Origin of the sequence: Vibrio sp. 10N.222.49.C9 (assembly GCF_041474985.1) — a bacterium.
Taxonomy (GTDB): domain Bacteria; phylum Pseudomonadota; class Gammaproteobacteria; order Enterobacterales; family Vibrionaceae; genus Vibrio; species Vibrio crassostreae_C.
The window spans coordinates 1-234 of sequence record NZ_JBFRVD010000334.1; the positions used below are offsets into that span (position 1 = coordinate 1).

Annotated in this window: 1 pseudogene; it reads right to left on the bottom strand. The window is 39.7% G+C overall.

The window, feature by feature from the left end:
* Window positions 1–206 (bottom strand): annotated as a pseudogene (locus tag AB4585_RS23395) (RNA-binding protein); the annotation flags it as partial.
* Window positions 207–234: the final 28 nt, after the last annotated feature.

A 234-nucleotide genomic window follows, 5' to 3' on the forward strand; every position in this document is an offset into this window, starting at 1 on the left:
CTCAAAGCGGGTGTGGATGAAGAGGAAGATGAATAAGAAGGTTTAGAGCTTGAAGCAGTACTAGCAGGTTTCTGCCATAAGATTAAAGCAGTTGATACAACGCCTAAACAGAAAGCAATACCAGACGGTATAGACAACAGAGACACAAGTGCAAAACCAGCTACTGCAAGGATGATGACAATCAATAGAGACTTGTTTGAGTTCATAATTCGCTTATCACTATATATTGGTGAA